24 protein-coding genes are annotated in these 24573 nt (G+C 68.2%); 10 read left to right on the top strand and 14 right to left on the bottom strand.

The window, feature by feature from the left end; all coding sequences use genetic code 11:
- Nucleotides 1-13: 13 nt before the first annotated feature.
- From ACFVJ3_RS09700 to ppk2, 3 genes are all read right to left on the bottom strand, one after another.
- On the bottom strand, nt 14-847 hold the full coding sequence (locus ACFVJ3_RS09700) for an alpha/beta fold hydrolase (protein ID WP_378451860.1): 834 nt from the start codon (nt 845-847) through the stop codon (nt 14-16).
- Between the two features lie 73 nt (nt 848-920).
- Entirely contained in the window at nt 921-1964 is a 1044-nt protein-coding gene (locus tag ACFVJ3_RS09695; protein WP_378451859.1) for an alpha/beta hydrolase, read from the bottom strand.
- Nucleotides 1965-2286: 322 nt separating this feature from the next.
- The gene (gene ppk2 / locus ACFVJ3_RS09690; RefSeq protein WP_378451858.1) at nt 2287-3243 is read right to left on the bottom strand and encodes a polyphosphate kinase 2; all 957 of its coding nucleotides are present in this window, start codon (nt 3241-3243) and stop codon (nt 2287-2289) included.
- 123 nt (nt 3244-3366) lie between these two features.
- Here ppk2 and ACFVJ3_RS09685 point away from each other — a divergent pair, with 123 nt between their 5' ends.
- Nucleotides 3367-3573: a PspC domain-containing protein gene (locus ACFVJ3_RS09685; protein ID WP_378451857.1), complete on the top strand. Its 207-nt coding sequence runs from the start codon at nt 3367-3369 to the stop codon at nt 3571-3573.
- 746 nt (nt 3574-4319) lie between these two features.
- Here the strand turns inward: ACFVJ3_RS09685 and ACFVJ3_RS09680 are convergent.
- The 7 genes from ACFVJ3_RS09680 to ACFVJ3_RS09650 form a co-directional block, all read right to left on the bottom strand.
- On the bottom strand, nt 4320-4718 hold the full coding sequence (locus ACFVJ3_RS09680) for a hypothetical protein (protein WP_378451856.1): 399 nt from the start codon (nt 4716-4718) through the stop codon (nt 4320-4322).
- A 67-nt stretch (nt 4719-4785) separates the two neighbouring features.
- On the bottom strand, nt 4786-4935 hold the full coding sequence (locus tag ACFVJ3_RS09675) for a hypothetical protein (protein WP_378451855.1): 150 nt from the start codon (nt 4933-4935) through the stop codon (nt 4786-4788).
- Between the two features lie 208 nt (nt 4936-5143).
- Nucleotides 5144-6769, bottom strand: a complete 1626-nt coding sequence (groL, locus tag ACFVJ3_RS09670; RefSeq protein ID WP_378451854.1) for a chaperonin GroEL — start codon at nt 6767-6769, stop codon at nt 5144-5146.
- A 228-nt stretch (nt 6770-6997) separates the two neighbouring features.
- A complete protein-coding gene (locus tag ACFVJ3_RS09665) occupies nt 6998-7552 on the bottom strand; it encodes a DUF6764 family protein (RefSeq protein ID WP_280779831.1) in 555 nt (184 codons plus the stop codon).
- 80 nt (nt 7553-7632) lie between these two features.
- Nucleotides 7633-8412, bottom strand: coding sequence for an HAD-IIA family hydrolase (locus ACFVJ3_RS09660; RefSeq protein WP_378451853.1), 780 nt, complete (start codon nt 8410-8412; stop codon nt 7633-7635).
- 86 nt (nt 8413-8498) lie between these two features.
- Nucleotides 8499-9392: a universal stress protein gene (locus tag ACFVJ3_RS09655; protein ID WP_378451852.1), complete on the bottom strand. Its 894-nt coding sequence runs from the start codon at nt 9390-9392 to the stop codon at nt 8499-8501.
- Nucleotides 9393-9404: 12 nt separating this feature from the next.
- Nucleotides 9405-10406, bottom strand: a complete 1002-nt coding sequence (locus ACFVJ3_RS09650) for a zinc-binding alcohol dehydrogenase family protein (RefSeq protein ID WP_378451927.1) — start codon at nt 10404-10406, stop codon at nt 9405-9407.
- Nucleotides 10407-10553: 147 nt separating this feature from the next.
- Between ACFVJ3_RS09650 and ACFVJ3_RS09645 the strand changes: the two genes are divergently transcribed.
- Together ACFVJ3_RS09645 and ACFVJ3_RS09640 are read left to right on the top strand one after the other, a co-directional pair.
- Nucleotides 10554-11717: a helix-turn-helix domain-containing protein gene (locus tag ACFVJ3_RS09645; RefSeq protein WP_378451851.1), complete on the top strand. Its 1164-nt coding sequence runs from the start codon at nt 10554-10556 to the stop codon at nt 11715-11717.
- A 24-nt stretch (nt 11718-11741) separates the two neighbouring features.
- Nucleotides 11742-13058 (top strand): NAD(P)/FAD-dependent oxidoreductase, encoded by a 1317-nt coding sequence (locus tag ACFVJ3_RS09640; RefSeq protein WP_378451926.1) that lies wholly within the window; start codon nt 11742-11744, stop codon nt 13056-13058.
- 7 nt (nt 13059-13065) lie between these two features.
- Here ACFVJ3_RS09640 and ACFVJ3_RS09635 read toward each other — a convergent pair whose 3' ends face one another.
- Entirely contained in the window at nt 13066-13929 is an 864-nt protein-coding gene (locus ACFVJ3_RS09635; protein ID WP_378451850.1) for an alpha/beta fold hydrolase, read from the bottom strand.
- Between the two features lie 71 nt (nt 13930-14000).
- A complete protein-coding gene (gene hutH, locus ACFVJ3_RS09630; RefSeq protein WP_378451849.1) occupies nt 14001-15548 on the bottom strand; it encodes a histidine ammonia-lyase in 1548 nt (515 codons plus the stop codon).
- Between the two features lie 476 nt (nt 15549-16024).
- Here hutH and ACFVJ3_RS09625 point away from each other — a divergent pair, with 476 nt between their 5' ends.
- From ACFVJ3_RS09625 to ACFVJ3_RS09600, 6 genes are all read left to right on the top strand, one after another.
- A complete protein-coding gene (locus tag ACFVJ3_RS09625) occupies nt 16025-16480 on the top strand; it encodes an SRPBCC family protein (protein WP_378451848.1) in 456 nt (151 codons plus the stop codon).
- 34 nt (nt 16481-16514) lie between these two features.
- Complete coding sequence (locus ACFVJ3_RS09620; protein WP_378451847.1) at nt 16515-17039, top strand: hypothetical protein; 525 nt, start codon at nt 16515-16517, stop codon at nt 17037-17039.
- The gene (locus ACFVJ3_RS09615) at nt 17014-18051 is read left to right on the top strand and encodes a MerR family transcriptional regulator (protein ID WP_378451846.1); all 1038 of its coding nucleotides are present in this window, start codon (nt 17014-17016) and stop codon (nt 18049-18051) included. The genes ACFVJ3_RS09620 and ACFVJ3_RS09615 overlap by 26 nt, the downstream gene beginning before the upstream one ends.
- Nucleotides 18052-18113: 62 nt before the next feature.
- Entirely contained in the window at nt 18114-18827 is a 714-nt protein-coding gene (locus ACFVJ3_RS09610) for a phosphatidylserine decarboxylase (protein ID WP_378451845.1), read from the top strand.
- On the top strand, nt 18824-19687 hold the full coding sequence (gene pssA, locus ACFVJ3_RS09605) for a CDP-diacylglycerol--serine O-phosphatidyltransferase (protein WP_378451844.1): 864 nt from the start codon (nt 18824-18826) through the stop codon (nt 19685-19687). Before ACFVJ3_RS09610 ends, pssA begins: the two co-directional genes overlap by 4 nt.
- Before the next feature lie 27 nt (nt 19688-19714).
- A complete protein-coding gene (locus ACFVJ3_RS09600) occupies nt 19715-21898 on the top strand; it encodes an AAA family ATPase (protein WP_378451843.1) in 2184 nt (727 codons plus the stop codon).
- Nucleotides 21899-21937: 39 nt separating this feature from the next.
- Here the strand turns inward: ACFVJ3_RS09600 and ACFVJ3_RS09595 are convergent, their stop codons facing one another.
- Nucleotides 21938-22690 carry an isocitrate lyase/phosphoenolpyruvate mutase family protein gene (locus tag ACFVJ3_RS09595; protein WP_009474832.1) on the bottom strand — a complete coding sequence of 251 codons (753 nt, stop codon included), beginning with the start codon at nt 22688-22690 and terminating at the stop codon, nt 21938-21940.
- Between the two features lie 112 nt (nt 22691-22802).
- On the opposite strand from ACFVJ3_RS09595, the gene ACFVJ3_RS09590 reads away from it, so the two are divergent.
- Nucleotides 22803-24140, top strand: coding sequence for a hypothetical protein (locus ACFVJ3_RS09590; protein ID WP_378451842.1), 1338 nt, complete (start codon nt 22803-22805; stop codon nt 24138-24140).
- Here the strand turns inward: ACFVJ3_RS09590 and ACFVJ3_RS09585 are convergent.
- Complete coding sequence (locus tag ACFVJ3_RS09585) at nt 24137-24553, bottom strand: NUDIX domain-containing protein (protein WP_378451841.1); 417 nt, start codon at nt 24551-24553, stop codon at nt 24137-24139. The genes ACFVJ3_RS09590 and ACFVJ3_RS09585 overlap by 4 nt on opposite strands.
- Between the last annotated feature and the right edge of the window lie 20 nt (nt 24554-24573).

The following is a 24573-nucleotide window of genomic DNA, read 5'->3' as shown; positions in this document are numbered from 1 at the left end:
AAGTACTCACGGGTCAGGTGTGGTCGTGGATCCACTCGACGATCCGGTCGACGGTGCCGGCCGGGTCGCGGATCCACCCGTTGTGGCCCAGCGGCTGCGGCTGGTGCCACAACGTGACGTCGGCGTTCGGGAGCTTCGCGAGGAGGTTCTTCGCCGCGGATTCCGGGGCCAGATCGTCACCCTCGACGGTCACCGACAGTACCGGCAATTTGAGCCGGGCGATGCGTTCCTCGTAGTCGATGTCGGCACCGTCGGGCTCGATCTTGCCGGTGCGGGCGAATCGCGACCAATCGGTGATCAGCACCTTCGACTGGCGCCCGAACCCGCCGATGTCGAGTTTGTCGCCGGGCCAGAACCCCGCAAGGTTGGCCGTCATCGACATCGCCGCGGCGCCCACCAGCATCCGCGGGGCATGGATTCCGGGGAACCCCCGGTGATACGGCGACCCGGACGCGACGAGCACGATCCCGCCGAGCCGACCGCGGATCCGCGCCGCATACATCACGCCGAGCTGACCCCCCATGCTGTGTCCCAGCAGGAAGGGCGTGGCGGCGGGAAAGCGCTCCCGCACCACTTCGAAGATCGCGGGAAAGTCGAGGGCCACCAGTTCGTGGTAACCGTACGTGCTGGCACTGCTCGGACGAGGACGACTGTCGCCCTGGCCACGGAGTTCCCCGATTGCCGCGTTGAACCCCCGGGACACGAGTTCCTCGGCGAAGGGTTCGTAGTAGCCGGCGGGAATTCCCAGGCCGGGAAACACCACGATCACGGGGGCCTCGTCCGGGCCGGGAAACAGGCGAACCGGAGTTGTGGTTCCGTCGGGCATCTGGATCGGTACTGTCTCCACTTCGTCAGACTAGACGGCTCGACCCCCGCAGATCCGGGATCTGCGGGGGTCGAGTCTCTTCCGAGACCGGAGGCTACAGGCCGATCGACGCAGCGAGCATCGGCCACGACTTGTGCAGGTCTTCCTCCCAGTACGACCACGAATGCGTGCCGACGGGCCGGAAGTCGAACGTTGCGGGAATCTGCAGTTCGTTCAGCTTGTCCGCGAGCGCGTGGGTGCACTGGTTGGTGGCCGCCTCGATGGCGCCGCCGAGAATGATCTGGTTGGCGAGCGTTCCGACGTCGCCGTTGATCCCCGGTCCGTTCAGCTGGTCGCCGGGCCCGGGCAGTCCGGATCCGTTGCTGACGTAGATGTCCAGTCCGCGCAGCTTCTCCGCGTTGAGGTACGGGTCGTTGGCCGTCCAGCCGGGGCCGTCGACCGGTCCCCACATGTTGGACGTGTCGCCGCCGCCGCGCCCCTCGACGACCAGCTGTACGTACGTACGGCCGGGGTCCGTGCTGGTCATCGCGCAGCCGCTGTAGGCGCCGACGCTCTCGTACAGGCCGGGTGCCGACTGCGCCAGGCTCAGCACCGAACTACCCGCCATCGAGATACCGGCGATCGCGTTGACGCCGTTGGTGCCGAGCGCGGAGTCGACGATCGGCGGAAGTTCCTGCGTGAGGAACGTCGTCCACTTGTTGTTGCCCAGTTCCGGGTCGGTCTGCTCCCAGTCCGTGTAGTAACTGAACGCGCCCTCCATGGGCGTGACCACGTTGACGTTCTTGTCGGCGAAGAAGTCGACGACATCGGTCCTGGCCTGCCACGTGGCGGAGTCCTCGCCGCCGCCCGCCCCGTTGAGCAGGTACAGCGTGGGCCTCGGTGCGCTCGTGTCCGCGGGGGTGATCACCCGCAGCGGAATCTCCCGGTCCATGGAGGCCGAGTACACCTGCATGGTCGACTGCCGGTCGTCGATCTCGTCGGCGCTCACCAGGTGGGAGCCACCGTCCGCGACAGTGGCGTCTTCGGCCGGATCGGCGGAAGCGGACGCCTGGACTCCGAGGCACGGGATCGCCGCCGTCAGAGCGACCGCGAGCGCGAACCGCACCCCGTACCTACCCGCTGCAGTGCGGTTGACCATCCTTCACCTTCCGTCTGGGCGCTGCTCGCACTTCCTCCGAGCACCGAACTGGGGCCCACAGTGTCGCATGTGGGCCCCAGAGTCAGTGAAGTTCGGGTCTACGCCCCCAGCGATCCGGAGAGGAGGGGCAGCACGGTCTGAATGATTTCCAGAAAGCTCAAGATTTCCGAAGAGAACATGAGAACTCCTGATCGTCGTGTTGGGTTTTGCTCCGCGCCCTTCATGACGCTTCGTCCTTTGTACCGGACGCGAAGCATCAACCAAAGAAAATTTTCATAACATTTCGAACTGTTACTCGGGCGTCCACTGTTTAATTCCCTGGTTATTCTCCAATTACCTCACTCGCACGGCCCACTACCAGGGGATCGACGGTACCGACCACGTCGATATCTTTGTTGTCGTAATCGAACAGCGACAAAACATACTTCATGCCATTGATACGCGCCCTTTTCTTGTCGTTGCTCTTGACGACAGTCCACGGTGTGATATCAGTATCCGTGAAACGGAACATATCCTCTTTGGCTGCTGTATAAGCCGGCCATTTGTCCAGTGAGGCAATGTCCATCGGGGACAATTTCCATTGGCGAACCGGATCGACCTGGCGGATGGCGAACCGGGTGCGCTGTTCGAGCGGTGACACGGAGAACCATAACTTGACCAGGCTGATGCCCTCGTCGACCAGCATCTGCTCGAACAGGGGCGCCTGGTGCAGGAACCGGGAGTACTGCTCGTCGGTGCAGAAGCCCATCACCCTCTCGACTCCGGCGCGGTTGTACCAGGAACGGTCGAACAGGACGATCTCGCCTGCGGCCGGAAGGCGCTGAACGTAGCGCTGGAAGTACCACTGCGTGGATTCGCGGGCCGAGGGCTTCTCCAGTGCCACCACCTGAGCCCCGCGAGGATTGAGATGTTCCATGAAGCGCTTGATCGTGCCACCCTTACCCGCGACGTCACGCCCCTCGAACAGGATCACGTGGCGGCGGCCCGTGTCTTTCACCCCGTTCTGGAACTTGAGCAGTTCGATCTGGAGCAGACGCTTCGCGGACTCGTATTCGTCCCGCGGCATACGTTCCGAGTACGAGTAGCCCTCTCGCCACGTGTCAACGATCAGTCCGTCCGGCGCGGTGAGCAGAACCGGATCGTCGTCGTCCTCGTCGTTGACGGCGAACGCGGAGGTGTCGCGGAGATCGACGGCGGTCGACAGATCCGCGAAGGCGCTGAGGAATCCGGGATGTTCCTCGATGTCAGTCCTGCGCCGAAATCTAACCGCCCCAGGCATCGTCACGGTGACGCGGACGTGAACGACGGGACGGCGTGGAGCGGAGACTCAGGGTGAAAGACCAGGGTCGAGATCGGGGTACATCCCGATGTGCGCGGCCCCCGCGCCGACCAGGATGGAAGCATGACATTCGACAGCAACACTCCCCGCCAGTTCACCCGCTCCGACAACCAGAAGATGCTCGCAGGCGTCTGCGGCGGCATCGCCGAATACTTCTCCGTGGACGTCAACCTCGTCCGGTTGCTCACCGTCGTCGCCACATTCGTTACCGGCGGCACCGCAGCCCTCGTCTACCTCGCCGCATGGATGCTGATGCCGGCCGGGAACTGACACCGAGAGAACACCGAAAAGAACTGTGGCCGTGGAACGGATCCACGGCCACAGCCGACACGAAATCTACCGACTCTTCAGGATCACAGAGAGCCCGTGAGAAGTGCCGGCGCGATCGTCAGGATGAGCTGAGTGAACTGGCTGATCGCTTCCCAACCGTTGGTGATGCTTCCCATCTTTCCTCCGTCATCGTGGACGCACCACGTCATCGACGTGGCGTGCGGGGTATCGGTAACGAACTGCCCCGGCAGCGCCGGGAGGTTGCGAGATCAGCTGAAGAACGTAGCACTCTGCGCGAGCAGATCGAACGCGAAGGTGATGATGTCGGTCAGGGTCGTGCTTCCTAGAATCCTTCTGTTACTTAGTGCGCAGCAACGGAATTCAGTCTCCGTTAACGTCCCTCACATTAAAGCATCAACCTCGTGAGAGCGGGGTGATTTCGAAAACTATTTTTCTGCAGCAGCTCTCGAGGCAGTGAGGGCGAAACACACACGCGGGCAGCGTGACACTCGCCACTCACAAGCCCATCGAAACCGCGAGCACAGGCCACGACTCATGCAGGTCGTCCTCCCAGTAGCCCCAGGAATGCGTCACGGTGGGCCGGAAGTCGAATAGCGCGTCGATGCCGAGTTCGCCGAACCGCGACGCCAGCCTGTGCGTGCAGCTGTCGACCGCCGCCTCGATGATTCCGCCGACGATTCACTGATCGGCCAGCATCGACGGGTCGCCGTCGACCGACCTGACAGTCAGAGTGTCGTGCTCTCCGGGAAGTCCCGTCGACGAGGAGATGAACATGGCTGCGCCACAAGCTTCTCGGCATTGACCAACGGATCGTTCGCGACCCAGCCGGGGCCACCCAGCGGCCCCCACATGTTTCCAAGTCGGCTCCGCCGCGACTCTCGACCACGGTCCGGACGTAGAACTGCCCGGCGTCGTGCTCGTTTCGACACATCCGCTGTAGACGTCGATACCCCGATACAGCGACGGGCCGCAATCGCGTTGACTCCCGACGTCCCGAACTCCGCATCGATGATCGGTGGCAACTCTTGCGTAAGGAACACCGTCCACTTGTTGCGTCCGAGTTCGGGGTCGTCGCGCTGCCAGTCTGTGTAGTAGCTGAAGAAGGCGCCGGCGAGCGGCGTCACGACGTTCACGTTCTTGTCAGCGAAGAACGACTCGGCGTCGGTCTGGTGTTGCCACGTCGCCTCGTCCTCACCGCCCCTCGGGTTCGGGTTCGGGTTCGGGTTCGGGTTCGGGTTCGGGTTCGGCCGACGCCACCGGTAGACCGGCCGTCATCGGCAGCGCCGACAGCGCGACCAGTGCCGTCCAGCGTGCGTAACGCCGCGTTTGCCCACAACGCATTCGTCTCGTCCTCTTCTGTCGTACCCACGCCGCAGCGAAGGCCAAGAACAGTTGACCAACCGACCAGTTCATGAGAAAGCGCAGGTCACCGACAAGAAAGAGCCCGGGACACCAGATGGTGTCCCGGGCTCTTTCGGAGCACTTCGTGCCCGTGAGTGGTGCGCGAGTCCGAGGACTCCTCAGCCACTCACAGGAGGCGTAGCCGCCTTTAGAAGTCCATACCGCCCATGCCGCCGGTCGGGTCGCCCACGGGCGCTCCGGCCTTCTCCGGCTTGTCGGCGACGACGGCCTCGGTGGTCAGGAACAGAGCCGCGATGGACGCTGCGTTCTGCAGCGCGGAGCGGGTGACCTTGACCGGGTCGTTGATGCCGGCTTCGAGCAGGTCGCCGTACTCGTTGGTCGCGGCGTTGAGGCCGTGACCTGCGGGCAGGTTGCGAACCTTCTCGGCAACGACGCCGGGCTCGAGGCCCGCGTTGAAGGCGATCTGCTTCAGCGGTGCTTCGAGGGCGACGCGAACGATGTTCGCACCGGTGGCCTCGTCACCTTCGAGCTTCAGGTCGTCGAGCGCGGGAGCCGACTGCAGCAGAGCCACGCCACCACCGGCGACGATGCCCTCTTCGACGGCAGCCTTGGCGTTACGCACGGCATCTTCGATGCGGTGCTTGCGCTCCTTGAGCTCCACCTCGGTGGCAGCGCCGGCCTTGATGACTGCAACGCCACCGGCCAGCTTGGCCAGGCGCTCCTGCAGCTTCTCGCGGTCGTAATCGGAGTCGCTGTTCTCGATCTCGGCGCGGATCTGGGACACGCGACCGGCGATGGCCTCGGGGTCTCCCGCGCCTTCGACGATGGTGGTCTCGTCCTTGGTGATGACGACCTTGCGTGCCTGGCCGAGCAGCTCGAGTCCGGCGGTCTCCAGGGAGAGGCCGACCTCTTCGCTGACGACCTCGCCACCGGTGAGGATGGCGATGTCGGCGAGCTGAGCCTTGCGACGGTCACCGAAGCCGGGAGCCTTGACGGCCACGGACTTGAAGGTGCCACGGATCTTGTTGACCACCAGGGTGGACAGGGCTTCGCCCTCGACGTCCTCGGCGATGATGACCAACGGCTTGCCGGACTGGATGACCTTCTCCAGCAGCGGCAGCAGGTCCTTGACCGTGGAGATCTTGGAGCTCACGAGCAGGATGTACGCGTCCTCGAGGACGGCTTCCTGACGCTCCGGGTCGGTGGCGAAGTACGCCGAGATGTAGCCCTTGTCGAAGCGCATGCCCTCGGTGAGCTCGAGCTGCAGGCCGAAGGTGTTGGACTCCTCGACCGTGATGACGCCTTCCTTGCCGACCTTGTCCATGGCCTCGGCGATGAGCTCGCCGATGGACGGGTCGCCCGCGGAGATACCAGCGGTAGCAGCGATCTGCTCCTTGGTGTCGATCTCCTTGGCGGTCTCGAGCAGACGCACGGTGACGGCCTCGACGGCCTTCTCGATGCCGCGCTTCAGACCCAGCGGGTTGGCGCCGGCAGCGACGTTGCGGAGACCCTCACGGACGAGAGCCTGGGCGAGAACGGTAGCGGTGGTGGTTCCGTCGCCGGCGACGTCGTCAGTCTTCTTGGCGACCTCCTTGACCAGCTCGGCACCGATCTTCTCGTAGGGGTCCTCGAGCTCGATCTCCTTGGCGATGGAAACACCATCGTTGGTGATCGTGGGGGCGCCCCACTTCTTCTCGAGCACGACGTTGCGACCCTTGGGGCCCAACGTCACCTTGACTGCGTCGGCGAGGGCGTTGAGTCCCCGCTCGAGGCCGCGACGGGCCTCTTCGTCGAACGCGATGATCTTGGCCATTGCGAAGTGATCCTCCGGATTGGGGGTGACACACAAGGCGACCGCTAGTCGGGTCGCCTCATTTACGCCTTCGGCCGAGTTCGGTGCCCGCGACGGACGACCAGGGGTGTCTTTGGTTCCCGGTCTCACCGTCCCGACCTGGCACTCACGTGTCGTGAGTGCCAAGTGCATTTTTAGCACTCGGACAGGGCGAGTGCAAGGTCGGGACGGAACCGGTGCGCCGGGCGATCAGCGCATCGCGCAGACCTGACCGGTGTTCACGTTGAACGCGAGGGACAGGGCACCGACGCAGTCGACGCCGTTCGCGTCGGCTGTCGCACCCGAACCCCAGCCGGCGATCGCGACGGTGGTGGTGCCGTCGGCCGCGCCGGAACGAGCGATGCCGCCGCCGAGCGCAAGCGCGTACGCCTGACCCGAGCCGGTCGACGCACCGAGCGACGTTCCGTACCCGTTGGCATACGTGGTGGCGCCGCTGTGTCCGTTCGCGACGCTCACCGCGGTGCCGCTGTCCGCGGCCATCGCGTGGGCGACGCCGGCCTCGGACGCCTTGGCGCCGCAGCTCGCGGTGTCCGACACCTGGACGTCGTTGGCCGACGGCGGGGAGACACAGTTGACGGGGGCGGCACCGGCGACGCCTGCGCCGGCCACCGAGATTCCCGCCGCGACGCCCAGACCCACGGCCATCGCCGCTCCCACACGTGCCAGCCGTCGGCCGAACAGAGACGAGATACGAGTACGAGAGGCCGACGCGGTCGAGGTGACGGGTGTGGAGACAGCGAGCATGGAAGCTCCTTCTGGGAACGTCGAATTGGAGGATTCGCCGCGAGAGTACCCGCTCACGGCCGGTTAGTCCCGGACCGCGGTCAGGCGAGTTCGTCGAGGAGCTTCGGCAGCTGCGCGACCGAGTCGACGACGTGGTCCGGTCGCTGCGGGGCGAGGTCCAGAATCGACTGGCGGAACTTGCCCGTCCGCACCAGCACGCCGGTCAGTCCCACCCGCTGCGCGGCCAGGACGTCACCCGTCAGATCGTCACCGACCATCATCGTCACGTCCGGTTGCGTGCCCATCAGATCGGTGGCGGTGAGGAACGCCGCGAGCGACGGCTTGCCCACCGAGACCACGTTGGTTCCTGCGACCTCCTCCATACCGGGGAGGTAGGTGCCCGTGTCGATGCGCAGCCCGTCGTGGGTGGCCCATGTGGTGCCCCGATGCATCGCGACGACGGGGATGCCGTCCAGCATCAGCTCGACCACGCGGCTGAGAGCGTCGTGGGTGAATTCCGGACCGGCGCCGCCGAGGATCACCACCTCGGGGTCCTCGTCGTCCAATTCGATCCCGGACAGATCGGCCGTGATGTCGCCGCTGTTGAGGACCCAGGCCCGCGACCCGGGGTAGGTCGACCGGACGTACTCGGCGGTGAGCCGGGCCGCCGTGACGATCTCGTCGGAGTCGGCCTCGATGCCCGCCGACCGCAGGGCGTCGGCGATCTCGTCGCACGTCCGGGACGTCGTGTTGGTGAGGTAGGCGCACGCGAGTCCGCGCTCGCGCACCTCCCGCACCGCGGCGGCGGCACCGTCGATCGGATGCCACGAAGTAACCAGCACTCCGTCGATATCGAGCAGGACACCCTCGACCCCAGCCATGACAGGAGCCTATCCGCGCGGCTCGGCCGGCGTCACTGCGGAGCCCGGCTCGGCCGGCGTCACTGCCGAGCCCGGCTCGGACGGCGTCACTGCCGAGCCCGGCAGACGAGGACTGGGCAGGGAGCGTGGTGCACCAGATTCTGGCTGACGGATCCGAGCAGGGCACCCATCACCTTGCCCCGGCCGTGGCTTCCGACCACCAGCAGTTGCGCCGTCGTCGCGTGCCGCAGGAGGACGTCGGCGGACACCCCCTGTGTCGTCACCTCGTTCACCGGCACGTCCGGGTACTCGTCCCGGATGCCGGCGAGGCATTCGGACACGACGGCCTTCTCCCCTTCCTCGTAGGCGGTCCAGTCCACGTACTTCGACGCGTGCGCGAGCCCGTGCTGCTTCTCGCCGCTCCACGCGTGCACCACGTCCAGACCGACGCCGAACGCGGACGCGAGCGCGAACGCCTCCTCGACGGCCTTCTCGCTGACCTGGCTGCCGTCCACGCCGACGACGATCGGGCGGGTGTCCGGCGACGCCGTCGCGGGCGCTCCGCGGACGACCGCGACCGGGCTGTGCGCGTGATTGACCGTCCGGAGCACCGTGGACCCGAGGAGGTAGTCGGTGACCGCGCCCGCACCCTGCGCGCCGAGCGCCACGACCCGCGCCGCCCTCGACAACTCGATCAGGTGGGACGCCGCCGTCCCGGATCGGACGTCACGCTCGACGGCGAGTCCAGGATGGTCCTGCAGGACGGCGGCGGTGGTGGCGTCGAGCATCGAGTTGCCGTCCTCGCGCAGTTCCTGGATGAACTGGGCGTCGATCATCATCGCGGTGCCGTTGTAGAACGTGGCCTCGTCCGGGTAGGTGTGGGCGAGCAGGAGTGGGGCGTCGAGCCGGACCGCCGTGCCCGCGGCCCAGCGCGCCGCGACGAGCGCCGCGCGTGAACCATCGATACCGACGACCACGGGCGCCCCTGCATGTTCGCTCATATCTCTCTCCCTCTACGGCTCGAGAACTGCTGCACCGCTGAACTTTCCGTCGGCCAGGTCACGCAGGGCCCGGTCGGCGCGGTCGAGTGGGTACGGATGGATGTCGATACTCAGCCGGTGTTCCGCTGCGATGCGCAGGAATTCGACGGAATCCGAACGGGTATTGGCGGTGACGCTGCGGATCTGCCGCTCCCGGAACAGATGCCTCTGATACTCGAGCGCGGGAATGTCGGAGAGGTGGATCCCCGCGACGGCGAGGGTGCCGCCGTCCGCGAGCGCCTCCATCGCCACGGGCACCAGATCGCCTACCGGGGCGAACAGAATCGCGGAGTCGAGGGGTTCCGGCGGCACGTCGCGCACTCCCTGCACCGACGCCGCCCCGAGTCGCTGCGCCAGCGCACGGGCCTCCGCCCCACGAGTCATGACGTGCACCCGGGCGCCGCGGATCGACGCGACCTGGGCGGTGAGGTGCGCGCTCCCGCCGAATCCGTAGATGCCCAGCGCACCGCCGTCCGGGACCGCGGCGCGTTCGAGTGCCCGGTAGCCGATGATCCCGGCGCACAGCAGTGGTGCGAGTTCGGTGTCCGTGTAGCTCTCCGGCAGGTGCAGCGCGTAGTCGGCCGGGACCGTCGCGAATTCGGCGTATCCACCGTCCGTATCCCACCCCGTGTACTGCGACTGCCTGCACAGGTTCTCCGCGCCGCGCACGCAGGCCGCGCAATGTCCGCAGGTGTGACGCAGCCAGGCGATACCCACCCGGTCGCCGACAGCGAAAGACCCCGACGCCGAATGACCCAGTGCGGCAACCTCCCCCACCACCTCGTGGCCGGGAATCACCCGGGGCCGGTGCACGGGCAGATCCCCCTCGGTTACGTGCAGGTCGGTGCGGCACACCCCGCACGCCAGAACCCTCACGAGAAGCTCGCCCGGTCCCGGCTCGGGAACGGCCTCACGTCCGAGTTCCAGGGGGTGGCCCGCGACGGGGCCCGGCGCGACCACGCGCCACGCGGCCATCGTTCCGGTTCCGTCCTGCGCCGCCGCCATACCCCCACAATGCCCGTGCGGGGTGGCCATCGCCAGGACCCGGAGGAACGTGTCTCGATGACATGGTGTCGCGGCGAAGACCCGGCCGGACCGTCCCCGGCAACTAGGCTCCCAGACATGGACCTGCGCGGTGAAGACCTGTTCACGGTGGCGGGGTCGCTGGCCGAGCTGATCGGCGCGCCGATCACGATCGAGGACGAGAACTCGACGGTTCTGGCCTATTCGAGCGGCGAGCAGGCCGTGGACCAAGCCCGCATCGAGACCATCCTGGGACGGCAGGTGCCCGGGAAGTACCGGCAGCTCCTCGAGGACGCCGGCGTCTTCGAGCGACTGCACCGCGACACCGACGTCTTCTACGTGGACATGCGGATGCCGAACATGACTCCCCGCGCGGTGATCGCGGTGCGGGACGCGGGACGATCGGTCGGGTCTATCTGGGCGGCGATGACGTCCGCCCCCAGCCCGGAACAGGAATCGATCCTGCGGTCCGCGGTCCCCGTCGTCGCCGAACACATCGCGGCGGAGCGGGAACGGGTCGACGTGACACGCCGGATGCAGGTGGATCGGGTCCGTGCGCTGATCAACGGTGGCGAGCCCGCCTTCCGCGCCGCCGACGACCTCCGGCTGGAGGGAAGGCTGACCGTCGCGGCCGCCGCCCCGGTCGCGATCGGGCGCTCGCTGCCGTCCGGCTTGCTCGCCTCCCTCGGCCTGTACCTCGACACGTTGGCGGTCGATTCGGTCGCCGCCCAGCTCGACGACGTCATCTATGTGGTCATCGCCGCATCGGAGAAGGACGTCCGGCGCCTCGCCGAGAATTTCCTCGGTCGCGCCCGCAGCGGGGCCGCGTTCGTGGTCGCCGTCGGACGCGAAGTCACTACGGCCAGCCAGGCTCACCTGTCGCGCGGGGACGCCGACCGGGTCCTCACCGTCCTGCAGCACGCCCGGACCGGCGGTGTCGTCGGGACCATGCTGGACAGTCTCGCGTCCGTGCTGGCGTTGCGTGTCGCAGACATCCTCGACGGCCTCGGCGAGCTCACCCCGCTCGCCGCGCTGACCCGGCACGACGAGCAGCACGGGACCGATCTCGTGGCCACGGCCCGCGCCTTCCTGGCCCACGGCGGCGATGTCGCCGATGCGGCGGCCGCACTGCACGTGCACCCCAACACCCTGAGGAACCGGCTGCGACGCTGCGTCGATTCGTGCGACGTGGACCTGACCGACGCGGACACCCGGCTCATCCTGATGCTGCATCTGAAGCTGACGGGACTGCGGAATATGTGACCCTGGCCGATTGCACAGGGGTCGCTGTCGGGGACTGGCCGAACGGCTACTCCCCCAGCGTCGTCGCCGACCGATGATGGACTCATGAGCACAGTGCAGCGCCCTGACCATGTCGCGATCGTCGGAGCAGGCGTCGTCGGATTGTCCACGGCGTGGTTCCTCCAGGAGCGTGGCGTGCGCGTCACGGTCGTCGACCGTGAGAGTGTCGCGTCGGACGCGTCCTGGGGCAACGCGGGTTGGCTCGCACCGGCATTGACGCTGCCGCTGCCCGAGCCCGCCGTACTGAAGTACGGGCTGCGCGCGATGTTGAATCCGTCGTCGCCGGTCTACGTTCCCTTCACCACCGATCTGCGCCTGGTGCGTTTCCTCGTCGGCTTCGCCCGACACTGCACGCCCTCCCGGTGGGAGGACGCGATGAAGGTGTACGCGGAGGTCAACCGGATCTCACTGGGCGCCTACGACGAACTCGCAGACGGCGGCGTGCGGGAGCACACGCATCTCGCCGACCCGTTCCTCACCGCGTTCAAGTCGGACGAGGACCGCGAAGCGCTCGTCGACGAGTTCCGCCACGTCGAGGCCGCCGGCGGGGAGGTCGAATACGACCGCGTCGACAGGGACGAGATCCACTCTCTCGAGCCGAGTCTCGGCGACGGCGTGCACTCCGGTCTGAGGCTGCGCAACCAGCGCTTCATCGACCCGCCGCGCTTCGTGCATTCACTCGCCGACGCCGTCCGGGCCCGCGGCGGCGAGATCAGGTCCGGTTTCGACGTGACGGCAGTGCAGGACCGGGGACAGTCGGGGGTCCGCCTGGTCTCGGCGGCTGGCGACGCGGTAGCCGCCGATGCCGTCATCATCGCCAGCGGCGCACGCCTCAATACTCTTGCCCGCCCGTTCGGTGTCCGCGCCCTGGTGCAGGCCGGCCGCGGCTACAGCTTCAGTGTCCAGCCCGAGCAGATGCCGAAGAACCCGATCTACTTCCCCACCCAGCGAGTGGCGTGCACGCCGCTGCACGACCGTTTCCGCGTCGCCGGGATGATGGAATTCCGCAGTCCCGACGCACCTCTCGACCCGCGCCGGGTCCAGGCGATCATCGAGGCCGCGACGCCCATGTTCACCGGCATCGACTGGGAATCGCGTCAGGAGGAATGGGTCGGATCCCGGCCCTGCACCACCGACGGACTTCCGCTCGTCGGCGCGACCCGCTCCCCCCGCGTGCACGTGGCGGGCGGTCACGGAATGTGGGGCATCGCCCTGGGCCCGCTCACCGGGCGCATGATGGCCGACTCCATGACCGGCGGCGAGGTTCCCGGCGTCATGCGGCATTTCGACCCGCTGCGCTGAGCACGGCTCAGGAACGGGCCGCCCAGAATCTGCGCAATTCGACGACCAGTTCGCGCGAACGCTCGTCGGGGAAGAACAACTTGCCACCCCGGATCTCCACGACTTCCCGCGCTCCCGGGATGAGGTCGCGCAGCCAGTAGGCCCACGTGGTCCGGAAGAACACGTCTCCGGTGCCCCACACGACGAGTGTGGGCACCTCGAGTTCCGCGAGGTCCGGCTCGACCGCGAGCAGGTCGCGTGGATGGAGGGAAGCGATCCAGCGCTGGAAGAGCAACGCTCGGTCGCGGGTGCCCAGCAGCGGCTCGACGTACGCCGCCACGACTTCCTCCGGAAGTGATCGCACGTTCTGATACCCACTGCCGTACAAAATTTTACGGGCCCTCGACACGTTCCTCGCCAGCGGTGGCGCAAGCCGGGCGAGCAGTCCCGCCCGGGCGAGCAGCACGGCGGGAAGGAACGCCTTCGGCGGCACGTTGTCATGGATTTCGCAGTTCGTCAACGTCAGCGACGACAACCTGTCGGGGTGCCGGGCCGCGAAGATCTGCGCGACCGCACCGCCGGTGTCGTTGGCAACCACGTCGACCTTTTCCAGTCCCAGCGCGTCGCACGTGGCCGCGACGACATCGGCCAGTGCGCCCAGCGTGAAGTCCTGATCGGGCGCGGCGGGGGTGTGACCGTGCAGCGGAAGGTCGAGGGCGACGCACCGTCGTTCTCCCTCGAGCTGACGGATCGCGTTGCGCCAGAGGTAGCCGGAGGTTCCGACGCCGTGAATGAAGAACGCCACACGGCCGGTGCCGGAATCAAGGTAGCTCACCGGACCACGGTCCGTGTCGACGGTCTTCCTGCGTGTGTCGAACTCCGCGAGAGTCATGAGGACCATCTCCTGCATTCCACGGTAGTTCGCAAGGTTCGAGCCATCAACGGGACCGTCGAGCACCCTGGTCAGTCCAGCTTTCCCACCACCGACTCCGCGCTCGCGACCAGAGCGCCGGACGAGGCGAGGACGACGGCGGCCTCGATCTCCGGCGCGAGGTGACGGTCGGTCCCCGGTCCGGCGACCTGCTCACGGATCGTGTCCCGCACCGCACCCGTCGCCGGCGACGGCGCCAGCGGGGCACGCAGATCGAGCGCACGGGCGGCCGTCAACGCCTCGATCGCGAGCACCCGGGTCAGTCCGTCGACCGCCCGGCGCAGCTTCCGCGCCGCCGACCACCCCATCGACACGTGGTCCTCCTGCATCGCCGACGACGGAATCGAGTCCACACTCGCCGGCGCCGCCAGCCGCTTCAGCTCCGAGACGATCGCCGCCTGGGTGTACTGCGCGATCATGTGACCGCTGTCCACCCCCGGATCGTCGGCCAGAAACGGCGGCAGCCCGTGATTGCGGGCCACGTCGAGGAAGCGGTCGGTTCGGCGCTCGCTCATGCTCGCCACGTCCGCGACGACGATCGCCAGGAAGTCCAGCACGTACCCGACCGGCGCCCCGTGGAAATTACCGTTCGACTCCACCCGACCGTCCACGGTGACCACCGGATTGTCGACGGCACTGGCCAGTTCCCACGACGCCACCCGCTCGGCGTGCGCGAGGGTGTCCCGCGCGGCCCCGGCCACCTGCGGGGCGCACCGCAACGAGTAGGCGTCCTGCACCACGGTGCAACTCGGATTGGCGTGACTCTGCACGATCTCCGAGCCGGCGAGCAACCGGACCATGTTCGCGGCGGCGCGGGCCTGACCGGGATGCGGCCGGAGCGCCTGCAGGTCCGCGGCGAACACCTTGTCCGTGCCCAGCAGCCCCTCCACACTCATCGCCGCCGTGACGTCGGCCAGACGGAGGAGCCCGTGCAGGTCCTCGCACGCCAGCACCAGCATGCCGAGCATGCCGTCGGTGCCGTTGATGAGGGCGAGCCCCTCCTTCTCCTCGAGCACGACGGGTTCGATACCGGCAGCGGACATCGCCTCCGCGGCGGGCTGGAGTTCGTCGTCCGCGTCCCGCACCGTGCCCTCACCGATCACCGCGAGCGCGACATGGGCCAGCGGCGCCAGATCACCCGAGCATCCGAGGCTGCCGTACTCGTGGACCACGGGTGTGATGCCGGCCGACAGGAGCGACGCGTAGACCTGCGCGACTTCGGGCCGCGCGCCGGTCCTTCCGGTGGCCAGGGTCGACAGCCGCAGCAGCATCAGAGCGCGGACGACCTCGCGTTCCACCTCGGGGCCGTTTCCGGCGGCATGCGAGCGGACCAGACTGCGCTGCAGCTGCGTCCGTAGCGCAGAGGGTATGTGCCGGGTCGCGAGTGCCCCGAAACCCGTCGAGATCCCGTACACGGGCTTCGGATCCTCGGCCAGCGCCTCGATGCGCTTCCGGGTTTCCGCCATGGCCGACATCGCGTCCCGCGAGATCCGCACCGGCGCGCCGAGACGCGCCACCCGGATCACTTCTTCGGCGGAGACCGCTCCGGTTCCGACCACGACAAATTCTTCGGCTCCCACAACCCCCAGTCTCCCCCGGGGCCGGGCGGAGAGTGACGGGATTGCGGGAGCGACGACGGCGTCTACAACCGGCCGCGGAGAGCTTCCTCGATTTCGCGTGGCGTCATCAGACGTTCGAGTTTTTCACTCGGCCACGAGGACGGACGTCCTTGCAATCGGGCTGATTCGAGTAGAGGGAGAGGGCTGCGGTCCCACCGCAGGATCGAATGAACATTCACTACCGATCACTTCCGAACACCGACTCGACAACTTTCCATTTGCGCCATTGCACCGGCGACATTTCGTCGCGCTATTGACTCATCGCCCATCGTGCCCCTTTGGTTACACGGTTTCGATGAGGCGCGCGGAAGTGCTGGAAAACTGCGGTCGGGACGATAATTCAGTGACCTACCGCACACGACTCCGACCCGACCACCTACCATGACGCAAAAGTAATTGTTACCTTACGTATCACCTTCCCTGACTGGAGACAGCCGATGGCAAACACCCTCGAAGCAAGCATCGACATCGACGCGACCCCGCAAGACGTGTGGGCCGTCGTGTCGGATCTGAAGCGGATGGGCGAATGGAGCCCCCAGTGCCGCCAGATGCGCGTCCTCGGTGGCGTCGTCGAAGAGGGCACCAAAACCGTCAACATCAACCGCAAGGGCTTCCTCGTGTGGCCGACCAGGTCGAAGGTCGTGAAATTCCAGCCGAACAAGGCCATCGCGTTCCGGATCCTCGAGAACCGCACCATCTGGTCGTACGAACTCGAGCCGACGGCAGGCGGAACCAAGGTCACCGAGCGCCGCGAAGCCCCGACCGGAACGTCCAAGGTGTCGCAGCTCCTGATCAAGACCGTCCTCGGCGGCAACGACGACTTCGAGGTCGACCTCGTGAACGGCATGAACACCACCCTCGCCCGCATAAAGTCGGCAGCCGAACGCACGTAGTCCGGTTGACCCTCGACCTGGTCGAGGCCTCAGCGTGGTCCGCATGGACACACCGGACGCCGTCATGGCGAGGATCGCGCAGGGTCAGGAACTGGCAGTAGCGGGTGACCGGGAGGGCGCCCGGCGCATCTTCGAGGAGGTGTGGGACGCCCTCGCCGGTCCCGGCGGCGACACACCGGACCCGTTGCACGTCGTCACGCTGGCCCACTACATGGCGGACGTCCAGACCGACCCCGCCGAGGAGCTGCGCTGGGATCTGCGAGCCCTCGCCGCCGCCGACTCGCTGACCGACGACCGAGCTCGGCAGCACCACTCCTCGCTGCGGGTCGCGGGGTTCTACCCGTCGCTGCACCTCAACGTGGCGGCCGCTCATCACGCACTCGGCCAGTCGTCCGAGGCACGCCACCATCTCGAGCGGGCCGCACAGAGCTGCGAACACCTCGCCGAAGACGGATATGGACGGATGATCCGCGGGGCCGTCGCGCGACTGCGCGCAGAACTCGATGCCGCAGCTGTCGGACCGCAGGGGCAGAGTGCGCACCGTGCTCAGCATCGGTGAACTCGCCCGGACGTCCGGCCTGTCGGTCAGCGCGCTGAGGTTCTACGACAAGGCGGGCGTGCTCACCCCGCACGCGGTGGACCCGCGCACGGGCTACCGCTGGTACACCGACCGGCACGTCGACGCTGCCGTCCTCGTCGCCGCGATGCGCCGGGTGGGTATGCCGGTGAAGGAGATGGCAGCCGTGCTGAGCGGCACGGACGCCCACGGACTCCTCGACCGGCATCTCGGCCGGCTGGAGAGGGGGCTGGACGACGCCCGGCGCGAACTGACGAAAATTCATCGCCTGCTCGACGCGCGAGCGGCGCGGGAGTGCACGGTCGCCCTCCGCACCACCGACCTCCTCACCGCGTTCGACTCGGTCCGGTTCGCCGCCGACGCCGACTCGGAGTTCCCGGTGTTGCGCGGCTGCCTCCTGGAAACGGACCACGACATGCTGCGGCTCGTCACCACCGACCGCTACCGGCTGGCGGTGGGAACGGCGACCGTCCTCGAATCGCCGGACGAACCGATCTCCGCCGTCGTCCCGTGCACGTTCCTGGACGACGCGGCCGGACTGCTGCGTCGCCACGACACGGTGACCGTCGTCGTCGGCTCCGACAGCATCACCCTCCGCTGCGGTGCCGAACAGCTCACCACCCGGCTCGTCGACGGTGCGTTCCCCGACCATCGCAGTCTGTCGCCGCGCGACCGCGGAATCGAACACACCTTCTCCTCGGCGAAGCTTCGAGCACTCCTCACCGACGCAGGCGACCGGGTGGATCTCGGCGTTCTCGAGTCGGGCGAGATCGTCATCGGCAGCCCGGGCATGGAGCAGCCCGTGCGCTTCCATGTGCAGGTGAACGCCGGTTTTCTCCTCGAGGCCGTCGACGCGCTGCCGGGCGCGCAGTTGACGTTCCAGGTGGGTGGACCCATCACACCGCTCGCCATCCGGCCACGATCCATTCACACATCGGACCCCGCGAGTGCGTACTCTCTCCTGATGCCGTTGCAGCCGGTAGCGCTCACGTAACCTGTGAGTGCGGCGCGATGGCGCGCAGCCAGCACGTCCGTCCGACACAGTTAGAGGAGCCCGTGGCACGCAAGCCCACACCCCCCGGAACCCCGCAACCCACGAGCGTCGGGCACATCGTCGACCTCGTCCGCGGAGCAGTTCCGCCCCTGCATCCGGCCGGGCTGCCCTTCGTCCTCGCGCCACTCGGTGTGGCCGTCCTCGGCCGCAAGCGCAAGTGGGTCCGGCGTGGAGCACTGACCTCCGCCGCGGCCTGCGCCGCGTTCTTCCGGCATCCGCACCGCGTTCCGCCGAACCGTGTCGGCGTCGTGGTCGCACCCGCCGACGGCGAGGTCGCGCTCGTCGACTCCGCGGTCCCGCCGTCCGAACTCGACATGGGAACCGAGCCGCTCCCCCGGGTCAGCATCTTCCTGTCCGTGCTCGACGTGCACGTCCAGCGCAGTCCTGTCGGTGGTGAGGTCACGAAGGTCGTCCACCGGCCGGGCCAGTTCCTCTCCGCCGATCTCGCCGACGCCAGCGAGGTCAACGAACGCAACAGCATGCTGCTGCACACCCCGGCGGGCCACGACGTCGCCGTCGTGCAGATCGCCGGTCTGCTCGCCCGCCGGATCGTCTGCGACGCCAAGGTCGGCGACACCCTCCCGATCGGTGACACGTACGGCCTGATCCGGTTCGGCTCCCGCGTCGACACGTACTTCCCGGTGGGCACCACGTTGCTCGCCGAGCGAGGGCAGCGGACGATCGGTGCCGAGACCGTCATCGCTCAACTGCCGTGATCGCCAACGCGAAGCAGCAGCGGAGGGGACGACCCCAGCAGGCGGTCCGGCTCCTGCCGAGCGTGGTCACGATCCTCGCGCTGTGCGCGGGGCTGTCCGCCGTCAAGTTCGCGCTCGACGGCGACCTGGGAACGGCGCTGGCCATGATCGGTGCGGCCGCCGTCCTCGACTCGCTCGACGGTCGGATCGCGCGACTACTCGACGCCACCAGCAAGATGGGCGCCGAACTGGATTCGCTCGCCGATTCCATCTCGTTCGGCGTCGCACCGGCCCTCGTCCTCTACGTCACGCTGCTGGACGGCCAGAGTTTCGGCTGGATCATCGCCCTGATCTACGCGGTGAGCATCGTGCTGCGGCTGGCCCGGTTCAACACGCTCCTCGACGAGGACGACATGCCGGGCTACGCCAACGAGTACTTCACGGGTGTCCCGGCACCGGCGGGTGCACTCGTCGCGCTGACCCCGCTGGCTGCCGCGGCGCAATGGGGCGACGGCTGGTGGTCGTCGTATCCCGTCGTCGTGGCGTGGACCGTGATCTCCGCGGCGCTGATCGTCAGCCGCATCCCCACCCTCGCGCTGAAGACGGTGTCCGTGCCCCCGCGCATGGCGGCCGGTCTCCTCGTCCTCGTGGCGCTCGCGGCGGCGGCCCTGGTCACCTACCCGTACATCCTGTTGATCGCCCTCGTCGCGGTGTACCTTGCGCACATTCCGTTCGCGGTCCATTCGAAGCGGTGGGTGGCCGCGCGGCCCGAGACGTGGGACATCAAGCCGTCCGAGCGGCGTGCCATCCGGCGTCAGCCCGACGCCCGCGGCAGGCGATCGGCCGCACGGCTCGGGCTGCGCCGTCCCCGGGCCCGATAGGTCGCTCCCGCACGTAGGCTCGACGGCGTGACCTCACCGGAACTCGCGCTCACAGTCCGACTGAACACCTCGGCCGCCGACACCCGGCGCGGCGTGGTCCGGCTGCATCCGGAAGCCCTCGCCGCGCTCGGTCTCCGCGAGTGGGACGCGATCGCCCTCGTCGGCGCGCGCCGCACCGCCGCGGTGGCGGGTCGCGCGCCGACCGGAACCCCCACGGGGACTGCACTCCTCGACGACGTGACCCTGTCCAACGCCGGGCTGACCGAGAACAGCACGGTCGTCGTGACACCGGTGACGGTGTACGGCGGGAAGACGGTGACGGTCAGCGGCTCGAATCTGGCCGTGAACTCCGTCTCCGACGTCACCCTGCGTCACGCCCTGCTCGGCAAGGTCCTCACGGTCGGCGACACGGTGTCGCTGCTCCCCCGCGATCTGGGCCCCGGAACCAGTACCGCCCCCGCGACGCAGGCACTGTCCCGGACGTTCGGTGTCGCCTGGACATCCGAGTTGCTCACCGTCACCGGGGTCGACCCGGCCGGTGGTCCGGTGAGCGTGCAGCCCAACACCGCGGTCGGGTGGGGCGAGGGCGTGCGGGCGACGGTGTCCGCGGCTCCGGCCCGGCTACCCGCGCCGCCAGTCCGGCCAGCCGAGGAGGTTCCCCCGGTCCCGGTCGAGGACCTGGTCGGTGCCCACACCCAGGCGGCCAAACTCACCGAGTGGCTCGGACTGGCACTCGACGAACCCGAACTGCTCCGCACACTCGGGGCCTCACCGCATCTGGGCGTCCTGGTGACCGGGCCCGCCGGCGTCGGGAAGGCGACGCTCGCCCGTTCGGTGCTCGCCTCCCGGCGGATCGTCGAACTCGACGGGCCGAGCGCCGGCGCACTGGAAGCCAACTCACGGTTGCAGCGGGTCACCGCGGCGGTCGACGCGATCCGCAGCGGCGGCGTCCTGCTGATCACCGACATCGATGCCCTGCTGCCTGCCACCCCGGAACCGGTGTCGGCGCTGATCGTCGAACAGCTCCGCCGCGCGGTCGACACCGTCGGGGTCGCGTTCGTGGCGACGTCGGCGCACCCGGAGTCGGTCGACACCCGGTTGCGCGGGCAGGACCTGTGCGACCGCGAACTCACCCTGACCCTGCCCGACGGCTCCACCCGCCGGGCGCTGCTGGAACTGCTTCTGCGGAAGGTCCCCACCGACGGCATCGCCCTCGACGCGATCGCGGCCCGCACACCGGGGTTCGTCGTCGCCGACCTCGCCGCACTGTGCCGGGAAGCGGCCCTGCGTGCCGCCTCGCGCGCGGCCAGGAAACCCGTCGACCCGGCGCTCACGCAGGACGACCTGCTCGGCGCGCTCGACGTCATCCGCCCGCTGTCGCGGTCGGGCAGCGAGGAACTCGCGATCGGCAGCGTCACCCTCGACGACGTCGGGGACATGGTGGAGACCAAGCAGGCGCTGACCGAGGCGGTCCTGTGGCCGTTGCAGCATCCGGATTCGTTCGCCCGGCTGGGTGTCGATCCCCCGCGCGGAGTTCTGCTCTACGGTCCCCCCGGCTGCGGCAAGACCTATCTGGTTCGGGCGCTGGCAAGTTCGGGACATCTGAGTGTGCACGCCGTCAAGGGCGCCGAGCTGATGGACAAGTGGGTGGGCGCGTCCGAGAAGGCGGTCCGCGAACTGTTCCAGCGGGCTCGGGATTCGGCTCCGTCGCTGATCTTCCTCGACGAGGTGGACGCCCTCGCGCCCCGCCGCGGCCAGAGCTCCGATTCCGGGGTGTCCGATCGGGTGGTGGCCTCACTGCTCACCGAACTCGACGGCGTCGAACCGCTGCGCGACGTGGTGGTCGTCGGCGCCACCAACCGGCCCGACCTCATCGACCCGGCGTTGCTGCGCCCAGGCCGCCTGGAGCGGCTGGTGTTCGTGCCGCCGCCGGACGGCGATGCCCGCCGCGCGATCCTGCGGACGTCCGGGAAGTCGGTCCCCCTCGCCGCCGACGTCGACCTCGACGCCCTGGCCGACGACCTCGACGGCTACTCGGCCGCCGACTGCTCGGCGCTGCTGCGGGAAGCCGCGCTGGCCGCCATGCGCCGGAACATCGACGCCGCCGACGTCACCGCGGCCGACGTGGCCGAGGCACGCGACAAGGTGCGCCCCTCACTCGATCCCGAGCAAGTGGCGCACCTCAAGGCCTATGCGCTGACGCGCTCGTGAGTACTTGTTAACCGCGGGCGGTTAACAAGTACTCACGGGTCAGGACCAGCGGCCGAGCAGCGTGGCCGCGTGTGCGGCGAGGGCGGCCTGGAAGAACGGGCCGAAGCTCACCCGCGCGACGCCGAGCGGGCCGAAGCTCGCCGGGTCGTCCTGATCGGGCAGACCGATGGCGTTGACGGGCAGCGGCAGCTCCGACGTGAGCCGCTTCTGGGTGGCGTCGTCGTGACGGCCCACGGGGTACAGCACATCGGCCCCGGCCTCGGCGGCGAGCTTCAGCCGCGCGATGGCGCGGTCGACACGGTCGGACTCGTCACCCACCTGCTTCACGAACAGGTCGGTGCGCGCATTCACGACCACGTGGACCCCGGCAGCGTCGGCCGCCTGCCGCAACCCTCCGACGAAGTCGGCGTGCTCCTGCGGTTCGCGGAGACGCCCGCCCTCGCTGTGAACCGTGTCCTCGATGTTCAGCCCCACCGCTCCCGCGCCGATCAGACCCTCGATCAGCCGGGCGGGTTCGAGCCCGTATCCCGATTCGATGTCGACCGACAGCGGCAACTCCACCGCTGCGGTGATCTGCGAGATGCGGTGCAGCAGCTCGTCGAACGTGATCCCCTCGTTGTCGGGCTTGCCGATCGAGTCGGATACCGGGTGGCTTCCGACCGTCAGCGCCTGAAAGCCAGCGGACACAGCCAGATTCGCGGACCAGGCATCCCACACGGTGGGCAGGATGACGGGGTTGCCGGGCTGGTGCAGCCCCAGCAGGGTGGTGGCCTTCTCGTTGATCGACGTCATAGGTGGGCTCCTCGCCTCGGTTGTATTCGATCGGAGTCGTTCTCGGGCACGCCTTCGGTGCCAACGCCGGGTTCGCCATTTCCATTCCTACCCGCTCGAGTACCGTGAGCGAATGGACTTCCGGGAACCTCTGTCGGCCGCGGCTGCTCTCGCGTCCGGTGCACTGGCCGGTTTCGTCCTCACCAATCCCCGCAACCGGGCCTGGACGATCAACGCTTCCGATCGGGAGATCGACCGTTGGCTCAGCAGCCAGCCCACGGGTGTGGTGGTGGCACTTGTTCTCGCCGTCATCGCGGTGGCGGGTCTGCAACGGTCCGGCTCCCGGCGGGTGTCGTGGATCCTGGCGGCTGCGTGCGCGCTCGCCCTGATCGGCGCTCGCTGGGTGGTGCCGCATGCCGGCGGCGTGGACACGCTGATCGCCCTGCATTTCGCCAAGACCGCGACTGCCGGGTTCCTGCTGGGCGCGGCGGTCGCCGCGGTGTGGGGTCGCTGGGTTTCGCAGCTGGCGCTGACTCTCGGTGTCGCGAGCGCGTTCCTCCTCGCGAGTGTGCAGCGACTGCCGCGCGGCGACACCGCGTATGTCGAGCCCGCGAGTATGAGCACCTCCGCGATCGGCGAACCCCCGGAGTGGCTGCTGATCGGAGTGCTCGTGCTCGCGCTCGCGTCGGCGGTGGTGGCGCGCTCGCAGTTCCGGGTGCAGCGTCTCGACCGGAAGTCCCTGCTGACCGCGCTGGTCGGCGCCCTGGCTCTCGCCTTGCTCAACCGGTTGCTCGGGGCGTGGATCGACGATCAGGAATTCGGCGAACCCCTGACGGTCTGGCTGATCGTGGCGTTCTCGCTCGCCGTGATTCTGACGGCGACGGTGCTGATCGCACGCCGGTTCCCGGGGATCGACGGACGCTTCCTCCTCGCCGCGACCGGTGTCACCGCCGCGGCCGTTCTCGTCCTCGACGACCTCCGGACCCCGCGGGTGACGACGCCCGCGGCGGCGTTGCTGGCGGTCGGCGTCGTCGCTCTTGCCGCGGGAATCGCGGTGGCGGTCCGGGTCCCGCCGAAGTGGCGGCGCCCGCAGTGGGGGCTCGGCCTGGCCGCCGTCGTTCCGCTGCTCGCCGCCGCCTGGCCCGACTTCGGCAACGACGGCGTCGCACTGCTGATCCGGCTGGCCGTGCTGGGTTGCGGCACGGGTTTCGCGCTCGCCGCCGCTCTGCCGGGGTCGGCGCCCGTCGCGGTCCTCGGTTTCGCGTTGCCGTTCGCGTCGCTGGTGTTCGTGGCGGCGACCACCGTTCCCCGCAGCCGGGTGGTCTACTCGGGCGCGAGCACCGAACACCTGCCGTCGTCGCCTGCCTCGACCGCCGCGTCCGACCATCTCGTCGGCTTCGTGATGCTGCTCGTCGTCGCGTTCTGCATCTACTCGGTGCACGAGCGGCGCAGTACCCCGGACGACACCTAGTCGAGGAGGCCGAGCGACTGCAGCCGGCGGAACACGAGCATCGAGCCGGGCGCGACGTCGGGCATGGCCGCGTATTCGTCGACGGTGAAGTACCGCAGTTCGGCGATCTCGCTCGTCGGCCGCGGCTCGGCGCTCAGTTCGGCGAGGAAGCAGGTCATGTGCAGGTCGGTGCCCGCGGGATGACCGTACGCGGGCGCTTCGAAGACCCCCAGATGTTCGAGCGTCCCGTCGACGATTCCGGCGTCGAGTTCCTCCCGGATCTCGCGGTGCAGAGCCTGTTCGGCGTTCTCACCCTGATCGATTTTTCCGCCGGCCATGTAGAAGGCCGTCTTCCCCACCGATCGGGTCTGGAGGAGTTTCCGGTCGCGGATGTGGGCGAGCGCGGCGGTTCGGATTTCGGCAGGCACCGTCACAAGATAGAACAGTCCGGCCG

The organism is Rhodococcus sp. NPDC127593 (assembly GCF_042671975.1).
Taxonomy (GTDB): Bacteria; Actinomycetota; Actinomycetes; order Mycobacteriales; family Mycobacteriaceae; genus Rhodococcus_F.
This window is presented reverse-complemented; position numbering and strand designations above follow the sequence as displayed.

Excerpts from the sequence above, each read along its gene's own strand:
- ACFVJ3_RS09625 (WP_378451848.1), top strand. The coding sequence starts at position 16,025 with ATGGCAAACACCCTCGAAGCAAGCATCGACATCGACGCGACCCCGCAA.
- ppk2 (WP_378451858.1), bottom strand. The coding sequence starts at position 3,243 with ATGCCTGGGGCGGTTAGATTTCGGCGCAGGACTGACATCGAGGAACAT.
- ACFVJ3_RS09675 (WP_378451855.1), bottom strand. The coding sequence starts at position 4,935 with ATGCGTTGTGGGCAAACGCGGCGTTACGCACGCTGGACGGCACTGGTC.
- ACFVJ3_RS09665 (WP_280779831.1), bottom strand. The coding sequence starts at position 7,552 with ATGCTCGCTGTCTCCACACCCGTCACCTCGACCGCGTCGGCCTCTCGT.
- ACFVJ3_RS09590 (WP_378451842.1), top strand. The coding sequence starts at position 22,803 with ATGGACTTCCGGGAACCTCTGTCGGCCGCGGCTGCTCTCGCGTCCGGT.
- ACFVJ3_RS09635 (WP_378451850.1), bottom strand. The coding sequence starts at position 13,929 with ATGACTCTCGCGGAGTTCGACACACGCAGGAAGACCGTCGACACGGAC.
- groL (WP_378451854.1), bottom strand. The coding sequence starts at position 6,769 with ATGGCCAAGATCATCGCGTTCGACGAAGAGGCCCGTCGCGGCCTCGAG.
- ACFVJ3_RS09685 (WP_378451857.1), top strand. The coding sequence starts at position 3,367 with ATGACATTCGACAGCAACACTCCCCGCCAGTTCACCCGCTCCGACAAC.
- ACFVJ3_RS09660 (WP_378451853.1), bottom strand. The coding sequence starts at position 8,412 with ATGGCTGGGGTCGAGGGTGTCCTGCTCGATATCGACGGAGTGCTGGTT.
- ACFVJ3_RS09595 (WP_009474832.1), bottom strand. The coding sequence starts at position 22,690 with ATGACGTCGATCAACGAGAAGGCCACCACCCTGCTGGGGCTGCACCAG.
- ACFVJ3_RS09650 (WP_378451927.1), bottom strand. The coding sequence starts at position 10,406 with ATGGCCGCGTGGCGCGTGGTCGCGCCGGGCCCCGTCGCGGGCCACCCC.
- ACFVJ3_RS09655 (WP_378451852.1), bottom strand. The coding sequence starts at position 9,392 with ATGAGCGAACATGCAGGGGCGCCCGTGGTCGTCGGTATCGATGGTTCA.
- ACFVJ3_RS09695 (WP_378451859.1), bottom strand. The coding sequence starts at position 1,964 with ATGGTCAACCGCACTGCAGCGGGTAGGTACGGGGTGCGGTTCGCGCTC.
- ACFVJ3_RS09645 (WP_378451851.1), top strand. The coding sequence starts at position 10,554 with ATGGACCTGCGCGGTGAAGACCTGTTCACGGTGGCGGGGTCGCTGGCC.